We start from the raw sequence: 18,836 nt of genomic DNA, 5'->3' as shown, positions 1-18,836 counted from the left end.
GCCGACCACGGACCGTCCCTGATCGGCTTCGATATTCGCATTGTGTGGGCCATCTCACCGGTTTACCCTCGTACCGTAGGCCGCTCGCGGCGGCCGCTCGGGCCGGTGGCCGCCCCCTCGCGGGGCCCGGCCGCCCCCGGCGCCATGGCCGCAGCACCCGGGACGACCGGCGTGCGCGCCGACGGTGGTCGCGCGCAGGCGCTGACCGGCCGCCGCGAGCGCCCCTGCTGCCTCTGCTGGCCGCGCCGACTTGCTCAGGGCCGCCACTCAGCTCAGGGCCGCCGACCGCCGCAGGGCCCCTGATTGTTCAGGGCCGCCAGCCGGTCCGCGCCGCCCACTCCTCGGCGCGCAGGTGCTCCTCGTCGAACCACGGGTCGTGGAGCGTGCCCGCCCCCGACCTCTCCGGCGCCGTGGCCGCCAGATCCCGCTTGACCTGGAGGTAGTCCGCCCGACGTGCCGGGTCGGCGCGCAGGTGGTCGCGGACCAGCAGCGCGTACCGCCAGCCGGCCGAGTCGGCCACCCGCAGGTGCAGCCGGACCGGACGCGCCGGGTCGGCGGCGCCGTGCAGCCGCTTCGCCCAGCGCACCGGATCCGGCCGGCGCGGGGCGTCCCACCAGTCGCCGGGCAGTCGGGGGAAGCCCGCCTCGGCGAGCCGGTCGGCGAGCGGCCCGTCCGCCTCGGCGAGCGAGGACACCGTGAGCTGGATGTCGATCACGTCCGGGGCGGCCAGCCCCGGAACGGCGGTGGAGCCGACATGGTCGAGCCGGACGTCGCCGCCGACGGCGTGCCGGATCCGGGCCGCCAGCCGGGCGTACTGCTCCGGCCAGGTCGGATCGGGTCCGGTGCGGATCGTCGGGTCGGGCCGGGCCACCCGCCGGTCGCGGACATTGCCCTCGTACGGCAGCAGACGCCGCCGCCAGAGGCGGTCCACCGCGACGTGCAGTTCGGGCAGCGTTCCGTCGTTGGTGAGCAGCACATCCGCGACCGCGCGCCGGCGGGCGTCGTCGGCCTGCGCGGCGATCCGGCGTTCCGCCTCGGCCCGGTCCATGCCCCGGTCCCGGGTGAGCCGGTCCAGCCGGGTCGCCACCGCGGTCTGCACCACCACCACAAGGTGGTACGTGGGGGCCAGCCCCACCTCGACAAGCAGCGGCACGTCGTTGACCACCACCGCGTCGGGCGCGGCGGCGGCGACAAGCTCGGCGCTGCGCGCCCGCACCCGGGGGTGGGTGATCCCTTCCAGCGTGCGGCGGGCGGCCGGGTCGGCGAAGACCAACGCGCCCAGGGCGGCCCGGTCCAGCGCCCCGTCGGCGTCGAGGACCCTGTCGGAGAAGGCGGCAACCACCTCGGCCAGCCCTTCGGTGCCGGGGGCGACGACCTCGCGGGCGATGCGGTCGGAGTCGACGACGACCGCGCCGAGCGCGGCGAGCCGGTTCGCCACCGCGCTCTTACCCGATCCGATTCCGCCGGTCAGCCCCACCTTCAGCACCCGGACAGTCAACCGGATCCCGATCCGCATGCCAAACCCGCCCCGCGGCGGGCCGGGTCTCGGGAACGGCGGCGGGCCCCGCCCCCGGCGGTCCGCGGAGGCGGAACGCGGGGACGGGGCCCGTCGTCGTTGGCAGTGCTGGTCCGTCCGGGTGGACGGGCCGGCGTCAAGCGGTCACTTGCCGCCGGCGAGCTTCTCCCGCAGCGCGGCGAGCGCCTCGTCGGTGGCCAGCGTGCCGGCCGGCTCCTCGGCCTGACGGCTCGGGGCCGAGGTCGAGGTCGAGGTGGTGGTCCCGCTGGTGGGGGCCGGAGTCGGGTTGGCCGCGGCCTCGGCGTCGGCGGCGCGGGAGGTCTGCACCTGCTTGGTGTGGGCCTCCCAACGCTGACGCGCCTCGGCGTACTGCGTCTCCCAGGTCTCGCGCTGCTTGTCGTAGCCCTCGAGCCACTCGCCCGTCTCCGGGTCGAAGCCCTCCGGGTAGATGTAGTTGCCCTGCTCGTCGTAGGTCGCGGCCATGCCGTAGAGGGTCGGGTCGAAGTGCTCCTCGCCCTCGACGAAGCCCTCGTTGGCCTGCTTGAGCGACAGCGAGATCCGGCGACGCTCCAGGTCGATGTCGATGACCTTGACCATGACCTCGGAGCCGACCTGGACGACCTGCTCCGGGATCTCCACGTGGCGCTCGGCCAGCTCGGAGATGTGGACCAGGCCCTCGATGCCGTCGTCGACGCGGACGAACGCGCCGAACGGCACGAGCTTGGTGACCTTACCCGGCACGATCTGCTGGATCGCGTGGGTGCGGGCGAACTGACGCCACGGGTCCTCCTGGGTCGCCTTCAGCGACAGCGAGACCCGCTCGCGGTCCAGGTCGACGTCCAGGACCTCGACCTCGACCTCCTGGCCCACCTCGACGACCTCGGACGGGTGGTCGATGTGCTTCCAGGACAGCTCGGAGACGTGCACGAGGCCGTCCACGCCACCCAGGTCGACGAACGCGCCGAAGTTGACGATCGAGGAGACGACGCCCTTGCGGACCTGTCCCTTCTGCAGCTTGTTGAGGAACTCGGTGCGCACCTCGGACTGCGTCTGCTCCAGCCAGGCCCGGCGGGACAGAACCACGTTGTTGCGGTTCTTGTCCAGCTCGATGATCTTGGCTTCCAGCTCGCGGCCGACGTACGGCTGCAGGTCACGCACCCGCCGCATCTCGACAAGCGACGCGGGCAGGAAGCCGCGCAGGCCGATGTCGAGGATGAGACCACCCTTGACGACCTCGATGACCGAGCCGCGGACGACGCCGTCCTCGTCCTTGATCTTCTCGATCGTGCCCCAGGCCCGCTCGTACTGCGCCCGCTTCTTGGAGAGGATCAGCCGACCCTCCTTGTCCTCCTTCTGGAGGACGAGGGCCTCGATGTGGTCGCCGACCGAAACCACCTCGGCCGGGTCCACGTCGTGCTTGATCGACAGCTCCCGAGAGGGGATCACGCCCTCGGTCTTGTAGCCGATGTCGAGCAGGACCTCGTCCCGATCGACCTTGACGACGGTGCCTTCGACAATGTCGCCGTCGTTGAAGTACTTGATGGTCTCGTCGATCGCGGCGAGGAAAGCTTCCTCAGAGCCGAGGTCGTCGTGGGTGACCTTGTTGGCGCTCGAGGTGGCCTCGATGCTGCTCGTCATGTGGGCGGTTGCTCCGGTCGGATGGGTGTCACAGCGGGCATGGGTGTCGCGGTGACTCTTCCGCGCCAACGGATCCGTCGCCGGGCACACCGAACGATCGACGCGAGAAGATCATTAGTGGCTCCGGTGACCGCGCACCTGCTCCCTGCCGAGGCACACGATCCGCGAGCGCATCGTCTAGCCTACCCGCTGCATTACCACAGCGTGCAAGCCCTCCCGGGTCGACGCGATCTCACCGGCTGCGAAAGCGGAGATTTCGCGCGGTAAGGTGCCACAGCTGTCTCGTCCGTCACATGCGTCCCACAGCGACACGCCCACCGGACCACGCCCCCGGGCCCGCCCGGGCCTAGCGTGGACGCCGTGGACGACGACAGGGTGACCCGGCGACGGGTCGACGCCGGTGACATCCGCCGCGCCAACCAGGGCTGGTGGGACACCGACGCCGACGCGTACCAGGCCGAGCACGGCGCCTTCCTCGGCGAGGTCGACTTCGTCTGGTGCCCGGAAGGACTGCGCGAGGCAGACGCCCGACTGCTCGGCGACCCGACCGGCGCGCGGATCCTCGAACTCGGCGCCGGCGCGGCCGCCGCCGCCCGCTGGCTCGCCACCCGGGGCGCCCGCCCGGTCGCGCTCGACCTGTCCGCCGGCATGTTGCGCCACGCCGCCGAGGCCGCCGGGCGCACCGGGGTACGCGTACCGCTGGTGCAGGCCGACGCGCTCGCGCTGCCGTTCGCCGACGCCGCCTTCGACACCGTCTGCACCGCGTTCGGGGCGATCCCGTTCGTGGACGACTCGGCGGCGGCGATGCGCGAGGTGGCCCGGGTGCTGCGCCCCGGCGGCCGGTGGGTCTTCTCCGTCACCCACCCGATGCGCTGGATCTTCCTCGACGACCCGGGCGAGGGTGGGCTGACCGCGGTGCACTCGTACTTCGACCGCTCCCCCTACGTCGAGCAGGACGAGCGGGGTGTGGCCACGTACGTCGAGCAGCACCGCACGCTCGGCGACCGGATCCGGGAGCTGGTCGGCGCCGGCTTCCGCCTGCTCGACCTGGTCGAGCCGGAGTGGCCGGCCGGGCACGAGGGGATCTGGGGCCAGTGGAGCCCGCTGCGCGGCCGGCTGTTCCCCGGCACCGCGATCTTCGTGGCCGAGAAGCCGACGAACTGACCGGTTCCCCTTCGCGGTCAAGCTGCCGATCGCAAAGATCCGGCCCTGACGACGCCGTTACTCGGTATCGGCCGCGGGTAACCGGGCGGCATGGCCGAGAAGGAGTTCCGCGCCGGCGACCACGTCTCCTGGGCCAGCCACAGCGGCCGGGCGTACGGGGCGTCAAGGAGAAGCTGACCGAGCGCGCCCACGTCCGCGGGCACACCGTGAACGCCTCCCCGGAGCAGCCCCAGTACCGGATCACCAACGACGACTCGGGCCGCGACGTCGCCCACCGACCGGAGGTACTGCGCCATGGGTCGCGCTGAGGACCCGCAGCAGACGTACCGGGAGTTCACCGACGCGGTGAACATGAAGCCCGGCGAGCTGTCCCGCTGGCTGGAGACCGACGAGTCCAAGCACGTCGGCTGGCACAAGAAGGGCACCCAGGGCGGCGAGTCGGTCGGGCACGACTCCGGCCGCCGGATCGTCGGCCTGCTGCGCCACAAGCGCGCCGACCTCACCGCCGCCGACTACAAGCACATGCGCAAGGTGATCGGATACGTCCACCGCCACCTGGCTCAACGCCCCTCGGGGGACGTCCGCGACACGAGGTGGCGCTGGTCGCTGATGAACTGGGGTCACGACCCGCTCAAGAGCTGAGCCGGCCGGTCGTTCGCCCCACGTTGGTACCGTGCGGGCGATGACGACAGACTTCTCGACCGCCGGCCGTCATCCCCGCACCGGACGGGTGGTCCTCCTGGCGGGCCTCGGGCTCATCGCCGTCGCGGCGACCGTCCTGGTGGCGACCGGGAACACAGGTGTCCGGTACAGCGCCGACCACGACGGCACCGTACCGATGTGGAGCCGCTGGATCCCGGCGCTGGCCGGGATCGTGCTGATCCGCCTGATCCCACCCGCGCCCGACCCGAGGTGGCCCGACCCGGTGGCACCGCACCGCGAGGCGGTCCCGCTGCTGCTGGCCGGGATCGCGTTCGCCGCCGTCATGCCGCTGCTGGGCGGCGAACCCGCGTACACGCTGCTGAAGCTCGCGCTGCTGCTCGGCGTTCCCCTTGTGGTGTTCCTGGCCGCGCGCCGCCGGCCGCCGCGGTGGCGACCGGCGCCGGCCCCGGCGGACGCCGCCCACCGGTGGGGTCCGGCGCTGCCGGTGGCGGTGTGGCTGGCGCTCAGCTACGCGACGCCGCTGGCCGTGCCGGCCAGCGACTGGGGGCGGACCGTCACGCCGGTCGAGCTGGTGGTCACGCTGCTGGTGGCCTTCGCGGTGAACGCGCTGCTCGAGGAGGTCTTCTACCGGCGGTGGCTGCAGACCCGGTGGGAGTCGCTGCTGGGACGCTGGCCTGCGATCGTGCTCGCGTCGCTGGTGTGGGCGGTCTGGCACGTGGCCATCCAGGGCACCGGACGGCCCGGCGTCGACCTGGCCACGGTGCTGGTCAACCACGGGGTGCTCGGGCTCTTCCTCGGCTACCTGTGGTCCCGGTACCGCCGGATGTGGCCGCTGCTGGTGGTGCACGGCGCGCTCAACGCGATGCCCACGCTGCTCGGTCTCTGACCGGCCCGCTCGACCCCGGCATCAGCCGGGCCACCATCCCCTCAGCGGTGACCGGGCGGCGGCCGCCGCCCGGAGCCGCCACGGCTCAGCCAGCCGTCGAGTACCACGCCTCCTGCAACGACCACTTCGGCAACGAGCAGACCGCCGTGGACACCTGGCCGACCGCCACTCTGGGGCCCGAGCGGGTCCACTCGTCTCCCCAGTTGGTCATGCAGTGGACTGTCACCCAGACGGTGCCGGTGCCGCCCGTGCAGGACGCGTACCCGACGCCGGCCGAGGACCAGGCGCTGCACCCGGTCGGGGCCGCCTGCGCCGCCGTGGCGGGAGCGAGGGTCGCCACGGCGGCCAACAAACCGGCCGCCGCCACCCGGTTCACCATCTGAGGTACACCCATCGCCGTCCACCCTTCAGGAGTCGATCAATATCGACCACTATAAGTATGGCGATGGGCGCGGGCAAGAACGACTAGTGGTCGGCGCTGTTCCAGTCGCGGCCCTCGCCCACCGACACCTCCAGCGGCACCGACAGCGGGTACGCCTCGCCCATCTCCTTACGCACCAACGCCTCAAGGGCCTCCCGCTCCCCCGGGGCGACCTCGAAGACCAGCTCGTCGTGCACCTGCAACAGCATCCGGGAACGCAGCCCGGCCGCGCGCAGCGCACTGTCGACGTGCAGCATGGCGACCTTGATGATGTCGGCGGCCGAGCCCTGGATCGGGGCGTTGAGCGCCATCCGCTCGGCCATCTCCCGGCGCTGCCGGTTGTCGCTGACCAGGTCGGGCAGGTAGCGGCGGCGACCCAGGATGGTGGAGGTGTAGCCGTCCTGCCGGGCCCGGGCCACCACCTCCTGGAGGTAGTCGCGGACCCCGCCGAACCCGGCGAAGTAGTTCTCCATCAGCCCGCGCGCCTCCTCGGCGGTGATGCCGAGCTGCTGGGAGAGGCCGAACGCGCTCAGCCCGTACGCCAGGCCGTAGTTCATCGCCTTGATCTTGCGGCGCTGGTCGGCGGTGACCTCACCGACCTCGACGGTGAAGACCGAGGAGGCGGTCGCGGCGTGGAAGTCGTGCCCGGAGTTGAACGCCTCGATCAGCGCCTCGTCACCGGACAGGTGCGCCATGATCCGCATCTCGATCTGGCTGTAGTCGGCGGTGAGCAGGCACTCGTAGCCCTCGCCGACGACGAACGCCCGCCGGATCCGCCGCCCCTCCTCGGTGCGGATCGGGATGTTCTGCAGGTTCGGCTCGGTCGACGAGAGCCGCCCGGTCGCCGCCACCGTCTGGTTGAACGTGGTGTGGATCCGGGCGTCGTCGGAGACCGACTTGAGCAGTCCGTCGACCGTCGACTTGAGCTTGGCCACGTCGCGGTGGCGCAGCAGGTGGTGCAGCAGCGGGTGCTCGGTCTGCGCGTAGAGCCACTGCAACGCGTCCGCGTCGGTGGTGTAACCGGTCTTGATCTTCTTGGTCTTGGGCAGTTCCAGCTCGGTGAACAGGATCTCCTGCAACTGCTTCGGCGAGCCCAGGTTGAACTCCCGCCCGACCACCGCGTACGCACCCTGCGCGGCGGCCTTCACCTCGGCGGCGAAGTGCGCCTCCAACTCGGAGAGGTAGTCGGTGTCGGCGGCGATGCCGGTGCGTTCCATGGCGGCGAGCACCCGCATCAGCGGCAGCTCCACGTCGGCCATCAGCCGGGCGGACTGCTCACCGTCGCGGGACAGCTCGGCGTCGATCGCCTCGGCCAGGTCGAGGGTGGCCCGGGCCTGGAGCATGAGGTTCTGCTCGACCGCGCGGTCGTCGCCGAAGCCGTCCAGGGTGAGCTGGCCGGTCTCCGGCGCGTCGACGCGCAACTCCCGGTGCAGGTAACGCAGGGCCAGGTCGGTGAGGTCGTAGGAACGCTGGTCGGGGCGGGCCAGGTAGGCGGCGATCTGGGTGTCACGGACGATGCCGTGCAGCTCCCAGCCGTGCGCGGCGAACGCCAGCACCGCCGGCTTGCTGTCGTGCAGCACCTTCGGGCGGCCGGCGTCGGCCAGCCAGCCGGCCAGCGCGGCCTCGTCGTCGGCGCCCAGCAGGCTCGGGTCGAACCAGGCCGCCGCGCCGTCGGCGGTGGCCAGCGCCATCCCGGTCACGGTGGCGGTGTGCCGGCGGTTCGGGCCGGTGTCCAGGGCGGCCGCCAGGCCGACCGTGGTGCCCGCCGGGGCGTACGTGCCCAGCCAGCCGGCGACCGCGCCCGGCTCGCTGAGCACCTCGCCGGCCAGGTCGAAGCCGGCCTCGGCCTCCGGCTCGACGGCCTCCAGGTATTGGTAGAGCCGGTCGCGCAGGATGCGGAACTGGAGCGTGTCGAAGACCTGGTGCACGGCCTCGCGGTCCCAGCCCTGCCAGCGGGCGTCCTCCGGGCGCACCGGCAGCTCCAGGTCGGAGACCAGGCAGTTGATCTCGTAGTTGCGGATCACGTCGGCCAGCCGCTCGCGCAGGCTGTCGCCGGCCTTGCCCTTGATCTCGTCGGCCCGGGCCACCACGCCCTCGACGCCGCCGTACAGGTTGATCCACTTGGCGGCGGTCTTCGGGCCGACGCCGGGCACGCCGGGCAGGTTGTCGCTGGTCTCGCCGACGAGCGCGGCCAGGTCGCGGTAGCGGTCCGGGGTGACGCCGTACTTCGCCTCGATCGCGGCCGGATCCATCCGGGCCAGGTCGGACACGCCCTTGCGCGGGTAGAGCACGGTGACCCGCTCGCCGACGAGCTGGAACGCGTCCCGGTCGCCGGTGCTGATCAACACGTCCATGCCCTGGTCGCGGGCCTGGCAGGCGAGCGTGGCGATCACGTCGTCGGCCTCGTAGCCCGGCATCTCCACCACCGGCACCCGAAGCGCGGCGAGGACCTCCTTGACCAGGCTGACCTGACCCTTGAAGTCGGTCGGGGTCTCGCTGCGGCCGGCCTTGTACTCGGAGTATCTCTCGGTGCGGAAGGAGCGACGGGAGACGTCGAACGCGACCACGATGTGCGTCGGCTGCTCGTCGCGCAGCACGTTGATCAGCATGGAGGTGAAGCCGTAGACGGCGTTGGTCGGCTGCCCCGTGGTGGTGGAGAAGTTCTCCACCGGCAGGGCGAAGAACGCCCGGTATGCCAGGGAGTGTCCGTCGACGAGGAGCAGGCGTGGCGTCGTAGCTGTCACGGCAGCGACTCTAGTCCGTACCCCCGACAGGCCGGTCCCGCGCCACAGCCGCCGGCCCGGACCGGTCAGCCTTGCGGCGACGGCCTCGGCGACGGCAGCGCCGCGCCGCGGCCGGTGGCCGACCGACGGATCCAGCCGGCCGCCCGTTCCCGGGGCAGGCCACCGGCCACCGCGACGGCGACCAGCGCCGACGCGGGTTCCGGGTGATGGCTGAGCAGCGCCCGCATCGACCAGGCATACGCCATGACCGCCGCCGTGCCGGGCGTCGGCTCCCCCACCACCGGTTCGGCCTCGGGGGCCGGATCCGCCGCCGTCCACCGCTGCCGGGCGTTCAGCCTGCCCACCAGGTCGACGGCCTCGGCCGGCGACAACGGGCCCACCGGCACCCGCTCTCCCCGGTGCACGACCAACGGACCGCCGATCGGCTCGCGGGTGGTCACCGCGACCACACTCGGCCCGCCGCCGGGCAGCAACGGCGCCACCTGGGCCGGGTCGCAGACGTCGTCGAGGACGATCAGCAGCCGCCGCCCGGCGATCGCCGACCGGTACGCCGCCGACAGTCCGTCCAGGCAGGTGGTCTGCTCGGCCGCCTCCGGCAGCCCCAGCGCGCGGAGGAAGTTGCGCAGCACCTCGACCGGCCCGGAACCGGAGGCGGCGAGGTTGGCGTAGAGCTGCCCGTCCGGGAAGCGGTCGACCGACCGCTGCGCCCAGTGCAGCACCAGTGCGCTCTTGCCCACTCCGGCCGGCCCTTCGACCACCAGCAGAACCGGCTCGGCGAGGCCGGTCACCGGCGCGACCGCGAGGTCGAGTCGGCGCAGTTCGGCGGCCCGGCCGACGAAGTCCGCCGGACGCGGGGGCAGTTGCGCCGGCACGGCCGCCGGAACCGGTGCCGCCACCCGGGTCACCGAGTCGCGACATCGCAGCACGTCCCGGTACGCGTCGGACAGCTCCGGCCCCGGGTCGATCCCGAGTTCCTCACCGAGGCGGCGGCGGGCCACGTGGTAGCTGGCCACCGCGTCCGCCCGCCGCCCCACCGCGCCGTACAGGCGCACCAGTCGGGCCTGGGCCCCCTCGTCGAGTGGATGCCGGCCGGCGTCCTGCTCCACCGCGGTCAGGACCTCCTCGCCACGGTCGGCCCGGATCACCTCGTCGGAGTACCAGCCGAGCACCTGTCGCCACTCGGCGACCAGCACGGCGACCCGAACGTGCCCGGCCAGGGCAGGGACGTCGGGCAACGGTCGTCGCCACAGCCGCAACGCCGCCCCGGCCTCCCGTCGCAGCCGCTCCCGGTCGCCCGCCAGCCGTGCGGCGCGGGCCCCGGCCACCAGGTCGCGGAACCGCAGCGCGTCCACCGCCGTCCGCGGCACCCGCAACGCATACCCCGACCCGACGCTCGGCAGCAGGGCGCTGCGGGCCCGGCGGGGCCGCCACGGCTCCAGCACCCGCCGCAGGTGTTTGACGTGTGTCTGCAGGACGTTCGCCGCCGCCGTCGGCGGCCGATCCGGCCAGAGCGCCGCGCAGAGTTCGTCACGCGTCATCGGCTGCCCGCCGGCGAGCGCCAACAGGGCGAGCACCGCCCGGCGTTGCGGCGGCCCGGCGGCGAGTTCCTCGCTCCCTCTTCGCAGGCGCAACGGCCCCAGGAGCTGGAGTGAGACCTCGCCCGAGGCACACACGACCTGTTGCACGCTCATCCGTCCCCCGATCGGCGGCAGCATCGCATCCATGACCATGATAGCCGTCCAGCCACTCTCCAGTGATCGTCCAGAGCGCTCCGTGATGATCGACATCAACATCTGAGAGGAGGATTGGATGAGGAAGACGCTCAATGCGCTGGGGGACCGCCTGCTCGACATGGTGGCCCCGACGGTCAGCGCGAAGGCTGAGCCGTGCGGTCCGCTGGTGTCGAAGCTCTGCTACTGCGCCGGCGGCAAGCGCTACGCGAAGAACTGCTGCATGTACAGCGGTTCCTGCTACCCGTGTCGTGTCGTCAGCGAGTGCTGACGTAGCGAGCGGCGTCGCCGCACCCGACGGCCGGTGATCCCGCCGGCCGTCGGGCCGCCCTCCGCCGCCCGCCCCCCACGTCACCCGGAGGTGCCGCCTGTCCCTACCTCTGCTCGGCATCCGGTCCCTGCTGGCCACCGTGTTCCTGCTCGCCGCCGTCGGCAAGCTGCGCAGCCGCCGGCACCACCGCGACTTCCGGCGAGCCCTGGACGGGTACGCCTTCCTGCCGGCCCGTTCCCGCGCCGCGGTGGCGGTCGCCCTGCCGGTGGCCGAGCTGGTCGTGGCCGGGCTGCTCGTCGTACCCCGATCGGCCCGGCCCGGGCTGCTCGCCGCCACCGTCCTGCTGACCTGCCTCACCGCCGGTACCGCCTGGGCGGTGACCCACGGCCAGGCGGTCCGGTGCGCCTGCTTCGGCCCGCTGGTACTGGGCCGGCTGGCGAGTGACCACGTCGCCGGGGGGCCGCTCGTCGGCCTCGCCCTCGGCCTGGCCACCGCCGGGGTCGGCATCGCGACCCTGCCCCGCCTCACCCGGTACGTGGAGGAGAACCGGGACCGCGAGGCGGCGGTGGCGGCCCAGTCCAGGCTCCACACCGCGCTCAACCGGATGACCGGCCTGCGGGAGTTGGAGAACCCCGACTTCCGCGACCGGTTGCACGCTCATCCGTTCCCCGCTCGGCGCGAGCATCGCATCGGTGACCACGATAGTCGTCCATTCGTTTTCCACCGGCCGTCCAGAGCGCTACCTGAGGATCGGCATCAACATCTGAGAGGAGGATTAGATGAGAAGGACACTCAACGCGCTGGGGGACCGCCTGCTCGGCATGATGGCCCCGACGGTCAGCGCGAAGGCTGAGCCGTGCGGACCGCTGGTGGCGAAGCACTGCTACTGCCTGCGCGGAATCCGCTACACGAAGCAGTGCTGCCAGTCCAGCGGCGCCTGCTACCCGTGCCGCTCCGTCGGCCACTGCACCGTGTAGCCGGCGGTGGGCACGTCGGCCGGTTGATGGGACGAGCGGCGTCCTGCCGCACCCCGGCGGTCGGTGATCCTGCCGGCCGCCGGGGTGCCCCACACCGCCCAGGCCCCCGCCACCCGTAGATGCCGCGCATCCCCACTCCTGCTCGGCATCCGATCACTGCTGGTCACCGTGTTCCTACCCGCCGACCTCGGCAAGCTACGCACCCGCCGGCACCACCGCGACTTCCGGCACCACCGCGACTTCCGGCACCACCGCGACTTCCGGCACCACCGCGACTTCCGGGCGGCCGACGACACCCTGAGGAGCCAAAATGATCTACGTCGTGGCCGGTCTGATCCTGGTCGGCACCATCACTGTGCTCAATCTGCTGCTGACTTTCGCGGTCATCCGCCGGCTCCGGGCGAACGCCGCCGCCACGGCGTCCGGGTCCGGCTCGGACTTCACCGGAGCGGTTCCCGCCGCCGGCGAGCGGCCGGACACCTTCGTCGCCCGCGACCTCGACGGCGCGGTCCTCGACGACGAGGCGAACCCGGCGACACTCGTCGGTTTCTTCTCCACCGGCTGCGAGGCGTGTGTGGAACAGCTGCCCACCTTCGTACGGCACGCCGCCGACAGCCCGGGTGGCCGGGCCCGCACCGTCGCCGTCGTCCAGGGCGACGAGACGCAGGCCGACAGTTTCCTCCGGGAACTGACGCCGGTGGCCCGGGTGGTGCTGGAGAGCGGGTCCAGCCCGGTCAGCACCGCCTTCCGCATCGGCGCGTTCCCCTCCTGGGTCCTGCTCGACACCGACGGCGCCGTCCGGGACAGCGGAGTCGGATTGGACCGGCTGCCCCGGACCATCGCCGCGTGAACGACGTCGGGAGCCACGGACGAGCCTCAGTACGGCGATCGCCGCGCTCCGGCTGGCCGGTGGGCGCCGCCCCCCGGCCTCGCGGCATGAGTATGGAGGACGTGCGACGCCGCCGTCGGCGGCTGGACCGGCCAGAGCGCCGTGCAGAGTTCGTCGCGTTTCATCGGCTGCCCGGCGGCGAGCGCCAGCAGAGCCAGCACCGCCCGGCGTTGCGGCGGCCCGGCGGCGAGTTCCTCGCCCCCGCGTCGCACGCGCAGCGGCCCGAGGATCTGAAATGACACCTGGTCGTCCATTCGTTTTCCAGTGGCCGTCCAGAGCGCTACCTGACGATCGGCATCAACATCTGAGAGGAGGATTGGATGAGAAAGACACTCAACGCGCTGGGGGACCGCCTGCTCGGCATGGTGGCCCCGACGGTCAGCGCGAAGGCTGAGCCGTGCGGAACGCTGCGGACGTACACCTGCTACTGCAACGGCCGAAGCCGCTACACCAAGCAGTGCTGCGTCAACAGCGGTTCCTGCACCGTGTGTCGTCTTACCGCCAACAACTGCTGACAGGACGAGCGGCGTCCTGCCGCACCCCGGCGGTCGGTGATCCTGCCGGCCGCCGGGCCGCCCACACCGCCCGCGCCCCACATCACCCGCAGATGCCGCGCATCCCCCTTCTGCTCAGCATCCGATCACTGCCGGCCACCGTGTCCCTGCTCGCCGCCCTCGGCAAGCTGCACAGCCGCCGGCACCGCCGCGACTTCCGGCGCTCCCTGGACGGGTACGCCTTCCTGCCGGCCCGTTCACGCGCCGCAGTGGCGGTCGCCCTGCCGGGACGCGTGCTTCGGGCCGGGCGATGAGCTGGGCGCGGACCGACACCTGATCCGGGACACGTCGCCGACGGACTCACCGCCGGCACCCTGGGCGTCGCCCCGGTCACGCCCGCCGTCGCCGCCGTCGCGGTGGCGGTGCCGGCCGGCGCTCCGCTCGGCCTGCTTGTGTCCCGAACGGACGACACCGTCGCCTGCTGACGCCGCCAACCGGGCGGCCGACGACACCCTGAGGAGCCAAAATGATCTACGTCGTGGCCGGTCTGATCCTGGTCGGCGCCATCGCTGTGCTCAATCTGCTGCTGACCTTCGCGGTCATCCGCCGGCTACGGGCAAACGCCGCCGCCACGGCGTCCGGGTCCGGCTCGGACTTCACCGGAGCGGTTCCCGCCGCCGGCGAGCGGCCGGACACCTTCGTCGCCCACGACCTCGACGGCGCGGTCCTCGACGACGGGGCGAACCCGGCCACACTCATCGGGTTCTTCTCCACCAGCTGCGAGGCGTGTGTGGAACAGCTGCCCACCTTCGTACGGCACGCCGCCGACAGCCCGGGTGGCCGGGCCCGCACCGTCGCCGTCGTCCAGGGCGACGAGACGCAGGCCGACAGTTTCCTCCGGGAACTGACGCCGGTGGCCCGGGTGGTGCTGGAGAGCGGGTCCAGCCCGGTCAGCACCGCCTTCCGCATCGGCGCGTTCCCCTCCTGGGTCCTGCTCGACACCGACGGCGCCGTCCGGGACAGCGGAGTCGGGCTGGACCGGTTGCCCCGGACGATCGCCGCGTGAACGAGGTCGGGAGCCACCGCGACGACGCCGACGGGCTGGTCACCGTCCGGGACCGGACCTAGGGTGGCCGGGATGTGGTGGTTGTGGTCTGTGCTCGGGCTCGCCGGGGCCGGCCTGCTCGCCGTCCGACGAGGGCGGCGTCGGTGGCTGCTGGTCACGGTGGACGGCCCGTCGATGAGCCCCACCCTGCTGCCGGGCGACCGGGTGCTGGCCCGCCGGGTGGGCACCTGGCACGTGGAGGTGGGCGACGTCGTGGTGTTTCGCCGGCCATCGCGCCCGGGCGACCCGGTCGGGCACCCGGGGCCGTACCTCATCAAGCGGGTCGCGGCGGTATCCGGTGACCGCACCCCTGATCTCGGCCTCGATTCGGTGCTCGTACCCGGCCGGTTGGTGCCTCCGGCGACGGTGGTGCTCCTCGGTGACAACCGGGCCGACAGCGTCGACTCGCGGATGTTCGGCTACCTGCCGGCCGAGCGGCTGGTGGCGGTGGTCGATCCCCGGCGGCTGCGCGGCGCGACGAACGGAACGGCGGTGCCACGGGCGGCGGACCGCCCGTGACACCGCCCATGGCTCACGCCACGCCGAGGTACGCCTCCTTGATGGAAGGGTCGTGCAGCAGGTCCTGGCCGGCGCCCTCCTTGACGATCCGACCGGTCTCCAGCACGTAGCCACGGTGGGCCCGGGAGAGCGCCTGCTGGGCGTTCTGCTCCACCAGGAGGATCGTGGTGCCCTGCTGGTTGATCTCGGTGATGATGTCGAAGATCTGCCGGATCACCATGGGTGCCAGGCCCATCGACGGCTCGTCCAGCAGCAGCAGCTTCGGCCTGCTCATCAACGCCCGCCCGACCGCGAGCATCTGCTGCTCACCGCCGGAGAGCGTGCCGCCGGCCTGCTTACGCCGCTCCCGCAACCGCGGGAACAGGGTCAGCACCCGCTCCAGGTCGGCGGCGATGCCGGCGTGGTCCCGCCGGGTGTACGCCCCCATGTCGAGGTTCTCCAGCACCGTCATACCGGGGAAGATGCCCCGGCCCTCCGGCGCCTGGCAGATGCCCCGGACCACCCGCAGGTCGGCACGCAGCTTGGTGATGTCCTCACCGTTGAACCGGATCGACCCGGTCTGGGCCGCCAGCAGCCCGGAGATGCCGCGCATCGTGGTGGTCTTGCCGGCGCCGTTCGCGCCGATCAGAGCCACGATCTCGCCCTCGTCGACGTGCAGGCTGACCGAGTGCAACGCTTCGATCCGCCCGTACGCCAGGGTCAGGTTCTCGATCTCAAGCAGCATCTGCGGACTCCCCCAGGTACGCGGCGATCACCTTCGGGTCGTCCCGGACGTCCGCCGGAGACCCGTCGGCGATCTTCTTGCCGAACTCCAGCACCACGATCCGGTCGGTGACGCCCATGACCAGCCGCATGTCGTGCTCGATGAGCAGGACCGTGAAGCCGAGATCGCGGATCCGCCGGATGAGCTGGAGCAGTTCCTCCTTCTCCGCCGGGTTGAAGCCGGCGGCCGGCTCGTCCAGGCAGAGCAGCTTCGGCTCCGTGGCCAACGCGCGGGCGATCTCCAGCCGCCGCTGGTCACCGTAGGGCAGGTTGCGGGCCAACTCGTTGGCCCGGCCCACGATGCCCACGAACTTCAGCAGCTCCAACGCCTTACGCTCGCCGGCCCGCTCCTCGAGCGTGTGCCGGGAGATGCCGAACACCTTCGCGCTGACCCGGCGCACCTGCTGCCAGGCCCGCACCACACCGTTGGTCGAGTCGACCACCGGCAGCTCGTGCGGCTTGACCCGCTTGCGGTACAGCCGGAACAGCGCACCCACCACACTGGTGTGGTGCTGGGAGTCGGTGCCCACCATGACGTTCTCCAGCGCCGTCATCTCCGGGAAGAGACGAATGTTCTGGAACGTCCGGGCGATGCCCATCCGGTTGATCTGGTGCGGCTTGCGGCCGGTCACCTGCTGACCGGCGAACCGGACCGCCCCGGAGGTCGGCCGGTAGACGCCTGTCATCACGTTGAAGCAGGTGGTCTTGCCGGCACCGTTCGGGCCGATCAGGCCGAGGATCTCACCCTGGTAGAGGCTGAAGCTGACATTGTCCAGCGCGGTCACACCGCCGAACCGCAGGGTGACCTGGTCGACGTCGAGCAACACCTCCCGCTGCCGCGGGACGGGGCCGCTCAGCTTGATCTCGTCGAGATCCGGCTGGTCACCGCTCTGGATCTCCACCGGGTCCGCCTGCTTGGCGGGCGTCCCGTCGGGCTTCTGGTCAGACACTGGCCGGCACCTCCTCGGCACGGTCCTTGAGCTCACGGGCTCGCCTGCGGCTCGGGATCAGGCCCTGCGGACGCAGCAGCATCACCAGCACCAGCGCCAGGCCGAAGACGAAGAACCGCCACTCGGAGAAGTCCCGGAACCGCTCCGGCAGGTACGCCAGCAGGAATGCACCCAGCGCCACGCCGGCCATGTTGCCCGCGCCGCCGACCACCACCATCGCCACGAACAGGATGGACAGCTGGGCGTTGAACTGGTTCGGCTCGATGAAGCCCTGCCGGCTGGCGAACAGCGCACCGGAGATCCCACCGAGCGCCGCACCGATGGCGAACGCCCACAGCTTGAACTTGAACGGGTACACACCCATCACCGCGGCGGCGTCCTCGTCCTCGCGGACCGCCAGCCAGGCCCGACCGACCCGGCTGTTCTCCAACCGCCGCACGGCGAGCACGAGCACCAGCACCACCGTCAACACCAGCCAGTACCACGGCTTGGCGTCCAGCAGGCCGAAGACGGTGTTGTCCGCCGACTGCGGGCCCTCCGGACCGGGAATCGCCGCGATACCCGCGGGGCCGCCGGACCACTCCACGTTGCGGACCACGATGCGGATGATCTCACCGAAGCCGAGCGTGACGATGGCCAGGTAGTCGCCGCGCAGCCGCAGCGTGGGCCAGCCGAGCAGGACACCCGAGATCAGCGTCAACGCGATGGCGATGGGGATGCAGATCGCCCACGTCACCGCCCATCCCTGCGGCAGGTCGAACCGGTTGCGCAGGGCCTCGACCACAGGCGACTGCGGCGAGCCGAACAGGGCGACGCTGTACGCGCCGACCGCGAAGAAGCCGACGTAGCCCAGGTCGAGCAGGCCGGCCAGACCGATCACGACGTTCAGGCCGATGGCGATGAGCACGTACACCGCGCAGATGAACAGCACACCCGCCCAGTTGTTGCCGCCCTCGATGGAGTCGGTCCGCAGCCACGTCAGGCCGGGGATGCCCAGCAGGGGCAGGTAGTAGAGGAACCCCACGAAGGCGAGGAAGGCCAGCCCGCGCTGCCACTTCGGCAGCGCCCGGAACCGTTCGCCGATCTTCGCGGTGGCGTCGCGTGCGCCGTCCAGCGGTCGCTTCTGAGTCGTGGTCATGCCCGTGCCCTCCCCAGAGACTCACCCAGCAGCCCCGTCGGGCGGAACAGCAGGACGACGACCAGCACGACGAACGCCGCCACATCCTCCCAGTTGGACGAGGTCAGTGTCGCGGCGTACACCTCGACCACGCCGAGCAGCAGGCCGCCCAGCAGTGCGCCGCGCAGGTTGCCGATGCCGCCGAGCACGGCCGCGGTGAACGCCTTCAGGCCCAGGATGAAGCCGACGTTGAACTTGGTGTTGCCGTAGCGGACCGCCCACAGCAGCGCTGCCGCGCCGGCCAGCAGACCACCCAGCAGGAAGATCAGCGCGATGACCCGGTCCTTGTTGACGCCCATGAGCGCTGCGGTGTCGGGGTTCTGCGCCACCGCCCGCACGCCCCGGCCGTACCGGGTGCGGTTGATGAACATGTCGAGGCCGGCCATCATGACCAGCGCAGCGACGACGGTGAGCAGCTGGGTGTTGGTCACCTCCGTGCCGGCGACGGTGAAGACCACCTCCCGCTCCAGCACGGTCGGCATGCCGACCACCAGCCGCCCCTGCCAGAGGCCGAACGCCTCGGACATGACCAGGGACAGGCCGATCGCGGTGATCAGGAAGATCAGCGGTGGTGCGTTCATCCGCCGCAGCCGGCGGTAGGCGATCCGTTCCACCGCCACCGCGGTGAGGCCGGAGGCCGCGGTGGCCGCCAGCAGGCCCACCACGAGCAGCAAGATCAACGTACCCAGGGGCGGCGAGTCGGTCGCCCCCATCAAGCCCCACACCCCGACGATGGTGAAGGTACCCACCATGAAGACCTCGGCGTGGGCGAAGTTGATCAGCCTCAGCACACCGTAGACCAGCGTGTAGCCCAGCGCGACGAGGGCATAGATCGAGCCCTTCGCCAAACCGTCCACCGTGTGCTGACCCAGATGCCCGAAGAGTTCATCGAAGTTCACGAAATCTCCTCTTTTACCCGCGTACGGCCGG

Annotated in this window: 21 protein-coding genes; 13 read left to right on the top strand and 8 right to left on the bottom strand. The window is 71.7% G+C overall.

From position 1 onward, the window contains the following. Positions 1–307: 307 nt before the first annotated feature. Together coaE and rpsA are read right to left on the bottom strand one after the other, a co-directional pair. On the bottom strand, positions 308–1,486 hold the full coding sequence (gene coaE / locus ACLQ2X_RS19610) for a dephospho-CoA kinase (RefSeq protein ID WP_425682533.1): 1,179 nt from the start codon (positions 1,484–1,486) through the stop codon (positions 308–310). Between the two features lie 174 nt (positions 1,487–1,660). After that, entirely contained in the window at positions 1,661–3,154 is a 1,494-nt protein-coding gene (gene rpsA / locus ACLQ2X_RS19605; RefSeq protein ID WP_425682494.1) for a 30S ribosomal protein S1, read from the bottom strand. A 360-nt stretch (positions 3,155–3,514) separates the two neighbouring features. Here rpsA and ACLQ2X_RS19600 point away from each other — a divergent pair, with 360 nt between their 5' ends. From ACLQ2X_RS19600 to ACLQ2X_RS19580, 5 genes are read left to right on the top strand one after another with little or no spacing between them, the layout of a single operon-like run. Further along, positions 3,515–4,318 (top strand): class I SAM-dependent methyltransferase, encoded by an 804-nt coding sequence (locus ACLQ2X_RS19600; RefSeq protein WP_425682493.1) that lies wholly within the window; start codon positions 3,515–3,517, stop codon positions 4,316–4,318. Continuing rightward, complete coding sequence (locus ACLQ2X_RS19595; RefSeq protein WP_425682492.1) at positions 4,216–4,626, top strand: DUF2945 domain-containing protein; 411 nt, start codon at positions 4,216–4,218, stop codon at positions 4,624–4,626. Before ACLQ2X_RS19600 ends, ACLQ2X_RS19595 begins: the two co-directional genes overlap by 103 nt. Beyond that, a complete protein-coding gene (locus ACLQ2X_RS19590) occupies positions 4,613–4,960 on the top strand; it encodes a DUF3140 domain-containing protein (RefSeq protein ID WP_425682491.1) in 348 nt (115 codons plus the stop codon). Before ACLQ2X_RS19595 ends, ACLQ2X_RS19590 begins: the two co-directional genes overlap by 14 nt. Before the next feature lie 40 nt (positions 4,961–5,000). After that, positions 5,001–5,867 (top strand): CPBP family intramembrane glutamic endopeptidase, encoded by an 867-nt coding sequence (locus tag ACLQ2X_RS19585; RefSeq protein ID WP_425682490.1) that lies wholly within the window; start codon positions 5,001–5,003, stop codon positions 5,865–5,867. A gap of 47 nt (positions 5,868–5,914) precedes the next feature. Next, the gene (locus tag ACLQ2X_RS19580; protein WP_425682489.1) at positions 5,915–6,250 is read left to right on the top strand and encodes a hypothetical protein; all 336 of its coding nucleotides are present in this window, start codon (positions 5,915–5,917) and stop codon (positions 6,248–6,250) included. Between the two features lie 82 nt (positions 6,251–6,332). Here the strand turns inward: ACLQ2X_RS19580 and polA are convergent, their stop codons facing one another. Continuing rightward, positions 6,333–9,032, bottom strand: a complete 2,700-nt coding sequence (polA, locus tag ACLQ2X_RS19575; RefSeq protein WP_425682488.1) for a DNA polymerase I — start codon at positions 9,030–9,032, stop codon at positions 6,333–6,335. A gap of 65 nt (positions 9,033–9,097) precedes the next feature. After that, complete coding sequence (locus tag ACLQ2X_RS19570) at positions 9,098–10,756, bottom strand: BTAD domain-containing putative transcriptional regulator (RefSeq protein WP_425682487.1); 1,659 nt, start codon at positions 10,754–10,756, stop codon at positions 9,098–9,100. An 85-nt stretch (positions 10,757–10,841) separates the two neighbouring features. Between ACLQ2X_RS19570 and ACLQ2X_RS19565 the strand changes: the two genes are divergently transcribed. The 8 genes from ACLQ2X_RS19565 to ACLQ2X_RS19530 all read left to right on the top strand — a co-directional run bounded on the left by ACLQ2X_RS19565 (position 10,842) and on the right by ACLQ2X_RS19530 (position 15,017). Beyond that, positions 10,842–11,033 (top strand): hypothetical protein, encoded by a 192-nt coding sequence (locus ACLQ2X_RS19565; RefSeq protein WP_425682486.1) that lies wholly within the window; start codon positions 10,842–10,844, stop codon positions 11,031–11,033. Between the two features lie 97 nt (positions 11,034–11,130). After that, complete coding sequence (locus tag ACLQ2X_RS19560; RefSeq protein WP_425682532.1) at positions 11,131–11,886, top strand: MauE/DoxX family redox-associated membrane protein; 756 nt, start codon at positions 11,131–11,133, stop codon at positions 11,884–11,886. A gap of 434 nt (positions 11,887–12,320) precedes the next feature. Continuing rightward, positions 12,321–12,860 (top strand): TlpA disulfide reductase family protein, encoded by a 540-nt coding sequence (locus ACLQ2X_RS19555; protein WP_425682485.1) that lies wholly within the window; start codon positions 12,321–12,323, stop codon positions 12,858–12,860. Between the two features lie 86 nt (positions 12,861–12,946). Next, positions 12,947–13,138 carry a hypothetical protein gene (locus tag ACLQ2X_RS19550; RefSeq protein ID WP_425682484.1) on the top strand — a complete coding sequence of 64 codons (192 nt, stop codon included), beginning with the start codon at positions 12,947–12,949 and terminating at the stop codon, positions 13,136–13,138. An 81-nt stretch (positions 13,139–13,219) separates the two neighbouring features. Beyond that, positions 13,220–13,414 carry a hypothetical protein gene (locus ACLQ2X_RS19545; protein ID WP_425682483.1) on the top strand — a complete coding sequence of 65 codons (195 nt, stop codon included), beginning with the start codon at positions 13,220–13,222 and terminating at the stop codon, positions 13,412–13,414. A gap of 92 nt (positions 13,415–13,506) precedes the next feature. Continuing rightward, positions 13,507–13,707: a hypothetical protein gene (locus ACLQ2X_RS19540; protein WP_425682482.1), complete on the top strand. Its 201-nt coding sequence runs from the start codon at positions 13,507–13,509 to the stop codon at positions 13,705–13,707. 212 nt (positions 13,708–13,919) lie between these two features. Beyond that, positions 13,920–14,459: a TlpA disulfide reductase family protein gene (locus tag ACLQ2X_RS19535; protein ID WP_425682481.1), complete on the top strand. Its 540-nt coding sequence runs from the start codon at positions 13,920–13,922 to the stop codon at positions 14,457–14,459. 72 nt (positions 14,460–14,531) lie between these two features. Then, positions 14,532–15,017, top strand: a complete 486-nt coding sequence (locus ACLQ2X_RS19530; RefSeq protein WP_425682480.1) for a S26 family signal peptidase — start codon at positions 14,532–14,534, stop codon at positions 15,015–15,017. 13 nt (positions 15,018–15,030) lie between these two features. Here the strand turns inward: ACLQ2X_RS19530 and ACLQ2X_RS19525 are convergent, their stop codons facing one another. From ACLQ2X_RS19525 to ACLQ2X_RS19510, 4 genes are all read right to left on the bottom strand, one after another. Further along, positions 15,031–15,741 carry an ABC transporter ATP-binding protein gene (locus ACLQ2X_RS19525; protein WP_425682479.1) on the bottom strand — a complete coding sequence of 237 codons (711 nt, stop codon included), beginning with the start codon at positions 15,739–15,741 and terminating at the stop codon, positions 15,031–15,033. Beyond that, a complete protein-coding gene (locus ACLQ2X_RS19520) occupies positions 15,731–16,636 on the bottom strand; it encodes an ABC transporter ATP-binding protein (RefSeq protein ID WP_425682531.1) in 906 nt (301 codons plus the stop codon). The genes ACLQ2X_RS19525 and ACLQ2X_RS19520 overlap by 11 nt, the downstream gene beginning before the upstream one ends. Positions 16,637–16,721: 85 nt before the next feature. Then, complete coding sequence (locus ACLQ2X_RS19515) at positions 16,722–17,813, bottom strand: branched-chain amino acid ABC transporter permease (RefSeq protein ID WP_425682530.1); 1,092 nt, start codon at positions 17,811–17,813, stop codon at positions 16,722–16,724. Positions 17,814–17,863: 50 nt separating this feature from the next. Further along, entirely contained in the window at positions 17,864–18,805 is a 942-nt protein-coding gene (locus tag ACLQ2X_RS19510) for a branched-chain amino acid ABC transporter permease (RefSeq protein ID WP_425682478.1), read from the bottom strand. Positions 18,806–18,836: the final 31 nt, after the last annotated feature.

It is taken from the genome of Micromonospora sp. DT31 (assembly GCF_049841795.1).
Taxonomy (GTDB): Bacteria; Actinomycetota; Actinomycetes; order Mycobacteriales; family Micromonosporaceae; genus Micromonospora.
The sequence above is the reverse complement of the archived record's forward strand: the minus strand, read 5'-3'. Positions and strand labels throughout refer to the sequence as shown.